Source organism: Acidaminobacter hydrogenoformans DSM 2784, assembly GCF_900103005.1.
Taxonomy (GTDB): domain Bacteria; phylum Bacillota; class Clostridia; order Peptostreptococcales; family Acidaminobacteraceae; genus Acidaminobacter; species Acidaminobacter hydrogenoformans.
The window spans coordinates 149,504-161,486 of the sequence record NZ_FMWL01000007.1; the positions used below are offsets into that span (position 1 = coordinate 149,504).

10 protein-coding genes are annotated in these 11,983 nt (G+C 35.5%); 9 read left to right on the forward strand and 1 reads right to left on the reverse strand.

What is annotated here, in order from left to right:
- The first annotated feature begins 2 nt into the window (after positions 1-2).
- Positions 3-1,151 carry a mandelate racemase/muconate lactonizing enzyme family protein gene (locus tag BLP63_RS08925; RefSeq protein ID WP_170829378.1) on the forward strand — a complete coding sequence of 383 codons (1,149 nt, stop codon included), beginning with the start codon at positions 3-5 and terminating at the stop codon, positions 1,149-1,151.
- 116 nt (positions 1,152-1,267) lie between these two features.
- On the opposite strand, the gene BLP63_RS08930 is transcribed toward BLP63_RS08925, so the two are convergent.
- Positions 1,268-1,948, reverse strand: a complete 681-nt coding sequence (locus tag BLP63_RS08930; protein ID WP_170829379.1) for a zinc ribbon domain-containing protein — start codon at positions 1,946-1,948, stop codon at positions 1,268-1,270.
- Between the two features lie 579 nt (positions 1,949-2,527).
- Here BLP63_RS08930 and BLP63_RS08935 point away from each other — a divergent pair.
- The 8 genes from BLP63_RS08935 (at position 2,528) to BLP63_RS08970 (ending at position 11,718) form a co-directional block, all read left to right on the forward strand.
- Positions 2,528-3,721 (forward strand): recombinase family protein, encoded by a 1,194-nt coding sequence (locus BLP63_RS08935; RefSeq protein ID WP_092590686.1) that lies wholly within the window; start codon positions 2,528-2,530, stop codon positions 3,719-3,721.
- Positions 3,651-5,102 (forward strand): recombinase family protein, encoded by a 1,452-nt coding sequence (locus BLP63_RS08940; RefSeq protein ID WP_092590688.1) that lies wholly within the window; start codon positions 3,651-3,653, stop codon positions 5,100-5,102. Before BLP63_RS08935 ends, BLP63_RS08940 begins: the two co-directional genes overlap by 71 nt.
- A gap of 422 nt (positions 5,103-5,524) precedes the next feature.
- Positions 5,525-7,552, forward strand: coding sequence for a sigma 54-interacting transcriptional regulator (locus BLP63_RS08945; RefSeq protein WP_092590690.1), 2,028 nt, complete (start codon positions 5,525-5,527; stop codon positions 7,550-7,552).
- Positions 7,553-7,794: 242 nt separating this feature from the next.
- A complete protein-coding gene (locus tag BLP63_RS08950) occupies positions 7,795-8,772 on the forward strand; it encodes a 2-hydroxyacid dehydrogenase (protein WP_092590691.1) in 978 nt (325 codons plus the stop codon).
- Positions 8,773-9,474: an RraA family protein gene (locus BLP63_RS08955; protein WP_092590693.1), complete on the forward strand. Its 702-nt coding sequence runs from the start codon at positions 8,773-8,775 to the stop codon at positions 9,472-9,474. It begins immediately after the preceding gene.
- A gap of 145 nt (positions 9,475-9,619) precedes the next feature.
- Positions 9,620-10,180 carry an HD domain-containing protein gene (locus tag BLP63_RS08960; RefSeq protein WP_092590695.1) on the forward strand — a complete coding sequence of 187 codons (561 nt, stop codon included), beginning with the start codon at positions 9,620-9,622 and terminating at the stop codon, positions 10,178-10,180.
- Between the two features lie 30 nt (positions 10,181-10,210).
- Positions 10,211-11,233 (forward strand): tripartite tricarboxylate transporter substrate binding protein, encoded by a 1,023-nt coding sequence (locus BLP63_RS08965; protein ID WP_092590697.1) that lies wholly within the window; start codon positions 10,211-10,213, stop codon positions 11,231-11,233.
- 59 nt (positions 11,234-11,292) lie between these two features.
- Entirely contained in the window at positions 11,293-11,718 is a 426-nt protein-coding gene (locus BLP63_RS08970; RefSeq protein WP_092590699.1) for a tripartite tricarboxylate transporter TctB family protein, read from the forward strand.
- The last annotated feature ends 265 nt before the right edge of the window (positions 11,719-11,983 follow it).

Genomic DNA, 11,983 nt, shown 5'->3' on the forward strand with positions numbered 1-11,983 from the left:
AAGTGAAGATTGATAGCAGTAAAGTAATAATTGAAAGAATTGAAGTCATGGCATGTGAAATTCCACTTGTTAAACCATATAAACTTTCAAAAAACAATGGTGTGCAAAAAACAACACATAGTATCATTGTAAAAATCCATACTAATAAGGGCATTGTTGGCATTGGAGAAACTAACCCACAACGACGCTTTTCTGAAGAATTACCTGAGACGGTAATTCTCGCACTTCAGAAGTATTTAATCCCTGATTTAATAGGTGTAAGTCCGATAAATATTGCAATGATTCACCAGCTCATGGATGAAAGTCTAAAGGGCTTTGTCATGGCAAAGGCAGCCATAGACATGGCTTGTTATGATATTTTAGGGAAATACTCAAATCTTCCTGTAAGTGAATTGCTGGGTGGACGTATAAATGAAAAGTTAGAAGTACTTTGGGCAATAGGCAATGATGCGCCAGATGACAGTGGCAAACAAGCTGATAAGATTTGTCGTGATAATTATAAAACAATCATGATAAAAGTTGGCAGTGGAGATTTCAATGAAGATGTGGCGAGGGTATTCGCTGTGAGAGAGAATGTTGGAGCAGATACTGCACTCATTGTAGATGCTAATCAAGGGTTCAAAGTTGAAGAAGCTATAAAGTTTGCATATGAGATAAGATCTGCGAATGTTGCTCTCTTTGAACAACCGGTAGCATATTATGATTTGGATGGTATGAAACAAGTAAAAGATGCAATTGACATTACGGTTTCTGCTGATGAAAGTGTTTTCACATTTCAAGATGCCAAAAGGGTAATAGAAAAAAACGCAGCAGATGTTTTAAGTATTAAGATGGCAAAAAATGGTGGCATTTTTTGGGCTCGAGAAATTGTAAAACTGGCAGAATACTCTGGAAAAAAAGTGATGTTCAATTCTATGTTAGAGGAAGGCGTCGTTCAGGCAGCTAGCATGCAACTGGCTCTTACTACAAAAAATCTTTGGGGAAGAGGACACTCATATTTCTCACCACTTCGCTTAGAAGAGGATATTACTGATTTTACTTCACAAATTAGAAATGGGTTTGTATTTCCAAATGAAAGTACAGGTTTGGGGGTATCGTTAGAAATGGATAAAATAGAAAAGTACAAATATCATCACAACATAATAGAATGATGAAATAATTTTAGAGGTATGCATAACCCCGTGATGCCTTGAATCACTTTCATATTATAATCCCCCTTTATAAGCCATTAGCCAGTCATCTTGACAAAATTAGTGGCTTTTTTTCTTTACTCCTCAACCTCCGTCCCATCCTTAAAACAAAAAACAATCTCTCCATCCTCCTTTACCACCACCTTATCGATCGTCAGAGTCCAGATCCTTTCATCAAATTCATCAAGTACCCGGCCACAGCCTTCAATATCCCTAATAAAGCCTTTTAGCGTATGGCTCCGGCTCTGCCTCTCGCTTTTCATTTCTTCAAGCGCCTTAACCTTCTCAGTTGCTTTCTCATGCCGCGCCACGTAAGCCTCATGCTGCTTTTCCCACTCGTCTTGACTCATGGCTTTATGGGCATTTTCGTAAATCGCTTTTTTCGATTCTTCGACGACTACCGCAATTTCATCATGTAGTTTATCGATTTCCTCGTCGATCTTACTGTGGTCGGCAAGGTGTTTAGTGGCGATTTCACAGTTCTTGATGAGCTCTTCCTTAACTCCGAAGAGGGTGTTAAAGGCTATAATAAATTTTTCTTTAACTTCATCTTCTGTGACATACGGGGTAGAGCATCTGTCTACCTCTTTATATTTGTCGTTACACTGCCAGATGACCTTACGGTGCTTGGTATTGGAGGCCCAGACCTTAGGGCCATAGTATCCACCGCATTCACTGCAGACTAGCTTAGCTGAGAGCGGGTTTTGACAGCCGTTTGGTCGGCCTAGCTTTTTTCGCCTCTGGAGCTCAACCTGCACTGCTTCAAACTCATCTGGTGAGATGATGGCAGGGTGGCTGTTCTGGACGTCATATAAAGTCAGCTCCTTATAATAGCGGGTAAAAAAATGGACAGATTCTTGGTAGAATACAAAATCATTCTACCAGAAATCTGTCCACTTATCTTGGTGGACCCTTCGCGCATCTGCGCTCAGGGCTCGCAAACGCAGGGCGTTTGCTATGGGCAAGCCTCCACCGATAAAAAACGGACCATGACATAGTCATGATCCGTTTTTTATTGGAAACACCCACAACAATTGATAAAATGCACCCTCCCATCCTAATGTTCAACGATTTGAAGGAAGGGGAGGGTGCATTTTTGTTTTGAGGGGTGCAAAATGGGAAATGTGCCCAGTTGGGCTAATTTTTGATTTTTATGTCCGATATCTTGTCATAAGTCGATGATTCGTGTCCTAACTAATTACATTATTCTATATCATGCTCGAAATCTGGACGATTATGGGCTTAAATTCCATATAACTTGACTTATTACCTTACCTGAGCGATTACTACGTGTAGCGGTATGGTAATTTTTTATGCTTACAAGGAGGTGAAATGTCGTGAAGAAACCTGTCGTCACAGAGATAACTAAAAAGAAAATACCTATGCCGTTTCCGAGCCTGACTAGGGTTTGTGCTTATGTACGAGTTTCGACACCATGCGAAGAACAGCTAGATTCTTTACGCAATCAGACAGAATACTACCATCGGAGGTTTTCTAATTCCCCGTTGTATTCATTTGTTGGCGTGTTTTCTGATGCAGGCATTTCAGGAGGAAATGTCAATCGACCTGGTTTTCAGGAAATGCTTTCTTGTGCGAGATCTGGAGAGATCGATCTCATTTTCACGAAATCCATATCGCGGTTTGCGCGAAATACACTGGTGCTGCTTGAGGCCGTTCGTGAGCTTAAAGACATCGGCGTTGGTGTGATTTTCGAAGAACAAAACATCAACACCCTCAGTTCAGAAGGGGAGATGATGTTAACTATCATTGGCGCATTTGCTGAAGAAGAGCTCAGATCGACAGCTCAGAACAATAAATTGTCATGGAGAAATAGATTTAAGCGCGGAAATGTAAAAATAAGTGCAAATCAACTCGTGGGGTATCGCAATAATGATAAAGGTCAGCTCGAAATTGATGAACATCAAGCATGGATAATCCGTGAAGTGTATGAAAGATATTTATGTGGTAAATCAATTAACGACATTGTGAGAGAATTTCGCGAAGATGGGATTCCTTCCTTTAGTAAAAACATTTGGGGGAAAGACAAAATTAAAAGAATACTATCCAATGAAAAGTATTGTGGTGATCTTTTAATGCAAAAGTCATTCATTAATGAGAATGGAAAGGAAGTAAAGAATAAAGGACAACTCCCCAAGTACTTTGTGAAGGACCATCATCCAGCAATCATATCCAGGGAGGACTGGGAAAAGGTTCAGGAGATGAGAAAAGCGCGAAGCAACCGGTATCCATTCTCAAAACTCCTCAAATGCCCGCATTGTGGGTCTTCTCTCTACCATACGACAAATAACAGGGGATTAGTTTACTGGAGCTGTGGCAGGTTTAGAGATTATACAAAATCCGCTTGTATTGGTATTAATGTGCCAGAGAAAAAAATCATGGAGCTTCACAAGGTAAAACCAATCACAGAACCCATGGTTATTATGGAGGTAAAATCACAAGATGGTTCAAAAGGTAAATCCAAAAAAAATTACAGTCTTATACCCGTTAACGAATATAGAAAGGAAGAATGAGAGCGTTAAGAAACGCGTTGCTGCATATTGTAGAGTTTCGTCACATAGTGACGAACAACTAGATAGCTACTTCGCTCAGATATCTTATTACGAGTCTATGATAAAAAGTAATTCGGCATACGACTTTGCAGGGATTTATGCCGATGAGGGGATTTCCGGCACGAGCATCAAGAATAGAGATTCTTTTATGCGGATGCTCCAGGATTCAAGAGATGGTCAAATTGACATGATCATTACCAAAAACATTTCGAGGTTTGGAAGAAATACACTAGACTGTTTAAAGTGTATAAGGGAGCTAAGAAGTCTCAATGTGGATGTCTATTTCGAGAAAGAGAATCTACATTCTTTAGCAAAAGAAGGTGAACTGCTCCTTTCGCTTCTGGCGGCACTCGCGCAGCAGGAAATCATTTCTCACTCAGAGAACGTGAAATGGGGTAAACGTAGAAAGTTTGAAAAGGGGGATATCGGATCAATTGCATGGGACAATATAACTGGATATTCAAAGAATAAAAAGGGTGAAGTTGTTATTATTGAAGATCAAGCGGCCATTATACGAAGGATTTATAAAGAATTTTTAGCGGGAAATGGCGCCAATAGAATTGCTGATCAGCTTAATGAAGAGAAAATACCACTGATACGAGGTAAAAAATGGATAACGGCACACGTTCAAGCGCTGCTGACCCATGAGAAGTATTCGGGTGATACTTTATTTCAGCGCCAAATAACACCTGATCCTATGAAAAAAAAGCAAGTGAAGAATCAGGGCCAGGTACCTCAATATTATTGTAAATACAGTCATCCCGCTATTATCGATAGGGAAATTTGGGATTGTGTACAATTAGAAATTGAATTACGGAAAAGATATTGTGAAGAGCATTCTGTGAACCGATATCAAAGTTTCAAATACAAAGATACACTACCGCTTACAGGGAAAATAATATGTGGACATTGCAATCATTCATTTGTAATCAAGGTTTCAAATCGATTGATAGATAAAGGAACATCTTATTATGAGTGTTCAATGAATAGAACCGGATATCGTCAGCCGAAGAAAGCAGAGTGTGACTGTATCAATCAAACTAGAATAAACCGTGATGATCCTATATACGCTTTCATAGACGCATGGAAACATCTCGTAGAGAATAAGGAGCAGTATGAAGCCGAGTGGTTTTGGACCATTGAAGGGCAAGATGTGTTGAAGGCTTACCGAACCAAAGAGCTGATGAGGTTAGTAGGAGAAGTCGGTTTTATTGATGAGCTACCATATGAATTAATGATCCAGACCTTAAGTCATATTGAGGTTGGCTTAGATGGACAGGTCAGAGTGATTTTTCTCTCTGGAACGGAATATTTGGTAACTACTCCTTTGAGGTCGATTTAGTGAATAGTTGAGAATTCTATAAAAGTCGATATTTGTGAATAACACATAAAGATGGATTTTAACTATCAACATTTTTATTGTATTATAATTATTACTATGATATTTACTCAAAGAAGTAATCAATTTTAAACAAGAAATCATATTTCATAGATTCCAAATTATGCGCAACAAAAAATCGTAAGTCGTAATCCAAGAAAGATCCTAATTTGTCACAGAGAAAAGCGAAGCATTAGGTAGTGATGGTGATAAAGGTAAACTGGCATTAATTTGAAGAAAATTTGTTTGTTGATAAATTTATATCAAACGTTGTTGTGATATAGTTAGAATAAGTTAGATAATGAAATTGAAAAAATTCAAAAAATCAATATTTTATTATTGCCTTATACAACTTAATTTTAAGGTTTTTTTAAGGGGTGAAGTACTTGAGAAATGATATCATCTTAATATCAACATCTTCGTCATTAAGCGAGAGAATAAAAGAAGTTCTTAAACATAGAAACTTAGATTTTCCAGTATTTGAAGCTACTATGGATACTGCATATGAAATAGCAACAAAATCTATTCGTTTAGGTACTAAGGTAATCGTTTGCCGAGGCGGAACTGCATCATATTTGAGGGATAAGGTTGATGTTCCAGTAGTAGATATAAGGCATGGATTTATTGACATACATATGTCAATGGAAAAAGCATTGAAAGTATCTCCAAGAGTTGGAGTGATCGGATATAGCAATTTATGTGAAGCCGCATCAGATTACAAAAAAATTATGAATAGTAATTTTCCTATAGCTGAAGTCTCGAATGATACAGATATAGAAAGGAAATTGGTGGAGTTTATTGAACTTGGCATAGAAGTAGTTATAGGAGGTCTGCAACTTTCAGAAGCAGCTAAAAAATATAATATATGCCAAATTATGGGCGAGGCAGATCCTGCAGCAATTAATCAGTCTCTTAATGAAGCTTTGCATGATTTGAAAATTGAAAATGAACGAAAAGAGAAATTTGAAACAATAAATTCTATATTGAATTGTACCTCAGAAGGAATAGTTGGAATAGAGAAAAATGGTCGTATAATGCATATAAATGATATAGCAAAAAAAATGCTGAAATATACAAACCAAGATTATATTAAAGAAATAATACCTACCTCGCTTTTATTTGATACACTGAAAACAGGTGTACCTCATTTTAATGAACTTACAAATGTTGGTGACAATTCAGTAGTAATTTGCAGTGTTCCTATAGCGGTAGAAGGTAATACAATAGGGGTTGTTGTTACAATACAAGAAGAAAATAAGATTCAAACTCTTGATAGAGAAATTAGAAAAAAACATCTTAGTACTGGCCATATAGCAAAGAAAACATTTAAAGATATAGTTGGAAATTCAAAAAAAATTAACGAAGTAGTAGATAGGGCTGTAAAATATTCAAAAACTGATAGTACAATTTTAATATTAGGTGAAACTGGTGTAGGGAAAGAAGTATTTGCACAAAGTATACACAATCATAGTGTGCGTAAAAATCAGCCATTTGTTGCTATAAACTGTGCGGCACTTCCTGAAAATATTTTGGAAAGTGAACTCTTCGGGTATGTAAAAGGAGCTTTTACTGGAGCAAGAAATGAAGGTAAAGCTGGCATATTTGAACTCGCACATATGGGAACGGTTTTTTTGGATGAAATCGGTGAAATTTCAACAAATGTTCAGGTGAAATTGTTGCGAGTATTACAAGAAAAGGAAGTTTCGCGTATTGGTGACGATAAAATTTTTCCAATTGATGTAAGAGTTCTTGCTGCAAGCAATAAAAATTTGATTGAGGAAATACGTAGAGGAAATTTTAGAGAAGATTTATATTATCGACTTTGTGTTTTGGAATTGGAAATTCCACCATTACGCGAAAGAAAAGATGATATAAGTGATTTGTTAAATTTTTTTATTAGCAATAACAAAAAAAGAAAAATCGAAATTAGCCAAGATGCAATTGCATTATTATGTAATTATGAATGGCCAGGAAATGTGAGACAACTTTCAAATATTGTTGAAAGGCTGTTGGTTAATTACGATGGAGGAGCAATTAATAAGGATCAAGTTGCTGAATTATTAAAAAATATTGATTACAAGAAAGAGCATTTTCAGTATGTTGATGTCAATTCACCATCTAAAACAGAAGAAAAATTAATATCTTTAATTGAAAAAATAATTATCATAAACGATGAAAGACAAAAGGATGGGAAACAAAGCAAATATGTGAAGATTGAGAATAATCAACCTAAAATAGATAGTGTAGTTATTGATGAGGCCGTAAATAAAACAAAATATGAGCATTGGGAAATCGAAATTATAAAAGATGCATTAAGAGAATCCATGGGGAAGCGTGAACAAGCTGCAGAGTTGTTGGGAATCAGTACAACAACATTATGGAGAAAAATGAAAAAACTAAATATTAGGCTATAAAGAAAAGAAAAAGCCGAATTTTAAAATCTCCAACATAAAATTAATGTTGGAGATTTTTATGCAATAAATCATTTCAGTATGAAATAAAATATTTTAATAGTGAAAGTATATTGATTTGAAATGATAATAATTTCACTAAAAATCCCTAAAATACTGATTATAACTAGCAAAATTAATATTTGATTTGTTGGCACGCATATTGCATTATATGAATTTATCAAAATCGTAAAGGGGTGATATGTATGAAAGTAGCTCTTGTTGGGATTTTCCCAAACGGCACGATCGAAATGTTTAAAGAGAGACTTAGACCAGAAAGATTTGAAATTGAAATAATCGATACACAAGAAAAATATGATAACTTGATAGATGCAGAGGTAATAGTTTTAAGGCTATTTAAAGTAACTAGGGGTGATATTGAAAGAAATAAGAATTTAAAGCTGATACAGAAATGGGGTGCCGGATTTGACACAATTGATATTGAAGCTGCTGGTGAAAATAACGTATTTGTGTCAAATGCGCCAGGTGCAAACGCTTTTGCAGTGTCAGAACTAGCTATTCTTCAAATTTTAGCCGTTTATAGGAATTTAGTTGTTCAACATGAGGCAATGAAAAATGGAGAATGGACAAAAACGTCATATACTGACAGATCTTATATTATACACAATAAAGTTGTTGGACTAATTGGTTGTGGTAATATTGGAAAAGATGTTGCTAAAAAGGTACAGGCATTCGGAGCAAAAGTAATATATTATGACGCAATAAGAATGAGTGAAGAAGATGAACATAGACTACAAATGGAATATTGTGAACTTGATGACATTTTAAGATTAGCTGATATTATCAGTCTACATTTACCTTTAAATGATAAAACAAGAAACTTGATAAATAAGGATAAAATTGAACTAATGAAACCTACTGCGATTATTGTAAACACATCAAGGGGGGGGATAGTAAACGAAGCAGATTTAATACAAGCTTTAGAAAATAAGAGGTTATTAGGTGCTGGGCTTGACTGTATAGAAAATGAGCCTGTTAGAACTGATGATCCAATACTAAAAGCACCAAATGTAACATTAACTCCACACATTGGAGGAACATCTGCTGATATTGCCATTTACATGGTTCCACTTATGGTGGAAAATATTATCTCTTTTGCTGAAGGTAAAGGTGTTAAACATGTAGTAAACGGAGAGCATCTAAATAAACGGGAGGCTGTATAAATGGCAATAGGTAATCGTGTGTTTTTAAAAAGAGAAATGCCTGATCAAGCAATTATTGAAGGTTTCAAATTAATTCCAGCTGCAAATGTTTGTGACTGTATGAATAGAGTTTACGCACTGAATCCTGAAATTAAGTTAATGTCAAGTCCAACTGGAGAAATCATGGCAGGTGTTGCTCTAACGGTTAAAGTGAGACCAGGCGACAATTTAATGATACATCAAGCTTTAGAAATGGCTGGAGAAGGCGATGTTATCATTGTTTCAAATGAAGGAGATAGAAGCAGGGCCTTGGTCGGCGAAATAATTGTTGCATATGCTCAATATACAAAAAAAATCTCTGGCCTCGTATTTGATGGACCTATCAGAGATGTGGATGCAATATCGAAAATGGAAATTCCTGTTTATGCGACGGGAAGTACACCTGGAGGACCATTTAAAGAAGGACCTGGAGAAGTGAATGTACCTATAGCTATTGGTGGTGTCTCAGTGAATCCGGGGGACATAATATTGGGTGATAAAGACGGGTTAGTAGTTATTCCAAGATGTGATGCACATGAGCTTCTTGAAGAAGCTATGATTTTATCAGATAGCGATAGCTCAAAAGTTGAGGCTGCGAAAAATGGAACTTCAAATAAAAAATGGGTGGCCGAAAAGTTATCAGACAAGGACTGTAAAATTATTGATGATTATTATAAGTACTAATATATATTAGTATAAGCAGCCTTAATAATTCAGTAAATTGAGAATCTGTACTGACCAAAATTTTCGAATGTTTTTATGAATATAAAAGTGTCAAAATATATGTACCGGAACAAATGTATGATCTTAACAACAGTGAGGTAGTAAAATGGGAAAAAAAATGATTAGTAATCAAAACATTGAAGTCTTATTACCTGAAATAAATTTAATTTCAAGTGAAAAATTAAGACATCAATGTATAAATGCATTATTAGATGCTTTTGAAACAGGCGGTTGGAATTGGGATAATATCTATTTATGCCCAGTGTCGATTAATAAAGTCTCTAATAGAGACATGAATCACCAAATTGACCATGTTAGAATTGTTATTAAAATAGCTATTAGTATGTATGATTTGTTGGAGGAAAATTACAAACAAAACTCTGATTTAAGAGATACTATCATCGCAGGTGCATTGTTGCATGATATAGGGAAATTTATTGAATTCACATTGAAAGGTGATACTGTGAGTTATTCAGATTCTGCTAAATTAATAAGGCACCCATTAGGTGGTGCTATAATTGCCTCAAGAAATGGCATATGTGATGAAATTCTTCACATTATAGCTACACATTCTTTCGAAGGAAGAGAATCTAGTGAGACATTAGCTTCAATGATCGTAAAGGCAGCAGATGAAATTGCATTTAAATACATTAAAGAATTTGAATAGAAATTGTAAATAAATTTTGAGGAGGATAATATGAAAAAGCACATTAGTTTTATGATTATCTTGTTGATTTTTGTATCTTCGATTGCAGGTTGTGGTTCTACTGATCAAGTAAATAATGAACAACCAAGTAATTCAGAGAATCAAGGTAGTGTCAAAAAAGTTGATTATCCAGGAACTAATCAAGTTAACATTCTTGTTGGATATGGCGCAGGTGGAAGCTCTGACATAGGAGTTAGAATGCTACAACCATATTTAGAGAAAGAGCTCGACACGACTGTGAATGTAATTAACAAACCAGGTGCAAATGGTTGGATTGCATGGACTGATTTATCAAAAGCTAAACCAGACGGATTGACAATTGCTTTAGTAAATATCCCAGGATTTTATTCTGGGTACTTAGACAAACAACAAAACCGTTCAGAAAATCTTGAGTCTTTCGATTTTATTGCAAACCATGTCACTGATTGGGGTGTATTGGTAGCTAAAAAAGGTCAGTTTGAAAATATGGAAGATTTTATGAAAAATGCAAAATCAAGTGAAGTGACAATAGGCGATGTTGGAATGGGTGGAAATAAACATATTCAAATAGAGGAACTTAAGAATGCCAATCCTGATGCAAAACTAACACCAATTCATATGAAAGGATTCGCTGAAAATTACGCTGGATTATTGGGCGGACATATTGATGCCGTAAGCGCTACTATGGGTGATATTATCAGTCAAATGTCGGAAGGTGAATTAGAAGTATTATGTGTTTTTGCACCTGAAAGATCTGAGATGTTGCCCGATGTCCAAACTTGTGAGGAATTAGGCTTTGGACAAGTTTATGGCCCATCATCAAGAGGCTATATGCTTCCAAAAGGTGTGGATCAAGAAGTTGTTTCAATTATTGAGGAGGCTTTCAAAAAAGCCATTAACGATCCTGAGCAAATATCAAAAATGAGAGAATTAGGTTTGGCAGTGGATTATTTCGACGGCGAAGAATACGATGCATTTTTAAAAGAAAATGAAACAAAATTAAGAAGTATGACAAAGTTACTTGGCTGGGAGTAAAATTCAGAGGGCTGCAGTCAAAAAAACTGTGGCCCCTGTTTTTTAAACGAGGAGGCATTATGAATATAAGATTGATAGATAGAGATGTTCTGATAGGTCTGTGTGCAACAATTATTGGATTGTTTATGTATAACGAAGCAGATAAGTTGAATGCTCAAGCATCAATATTTCCAAAAGTAATATTAGGAATATTTATCATTCTGTCAGTTTTACTTTTGTTTCAAGGAATAAGAAAAAGTATAAAGAACAAATATGTTCAATCTTCAAATACAAAAATGAGTATAAGTGATTTAAAAATCCCATTTATAATGTTCTTGTTTATTCTTCTTTATGTAATTCTGTTAGATAAATTAGGATTCTACATATCTACAGCAATTTTCATTCCAATAGTGATGTTGTTTTATAAGGATAATAATATGATAAAAATAATCACGACAACTTTTGGGACAATTCTATTTATTGTCAACTTCCATAAAAAAATGTGACTAACCCGAAAATAATCAGTCAAAGCCCGTATTTCTGAGGATTTGCTTGCAAAGATACGGGCTTAATGTTATACTGTATTTAGTCACATATGTTACTAAAAAGGAGGACGAATATGTACCTCGATTTTCTAGTCAAAATACCAGAAGCAGCAGGTAAAATTACCTACAGAAAACGAGACGACTCCTGTTATGTTTACTATGAGTACGATAGGATCTATGATCCTACGCGAAAATTTACGAACGTAAAGAGAGCGATGATTGGTAA

Coding starts and splice junctions, on each gene's coding strand:
- BLP63_RS08940 (WP_092590688.1), top strand. CDS start 3,651: ATGGTTCAAAAGGTAAATCCAAAAAAAATTACAGTCTTATACCCGTTA.
- BLP63_RS08950 (WP_092590691.1), top strand. CDS start 7,795: ATGAAAGTAGCTCTTGTTGGGATTTTCCCAAACGGCACGATCGAAATG.
- BLP63_RS08955 (WP_092590693.1), top strand. CDS start 8,773: ATGGCAATAGGTAATCGTGTGTTTTTAAAAAGAGAAATGCCTGATCAA.
- BLP63_RS08960 (WP_092590695.1), top strand. CDS start 9,620: ATGGGAAAAAAAATGATTAGTAATCAAAACATTGAAGTCTTATTACCT.
- BLP63_RS08965 (WP_092590697.1), top strand. CDS start 10,211: ATGAAAAAGCACATTAGTTTTATGATTATCTTGTTGATTTTTGTATCT.
- BLP63_RS08970 (WP_092590699.1), top strand. CDS start 11,293: ATGAATATAAGATTGATAGATAGAGATGTTCTGATAGGTCTGTGTGCA.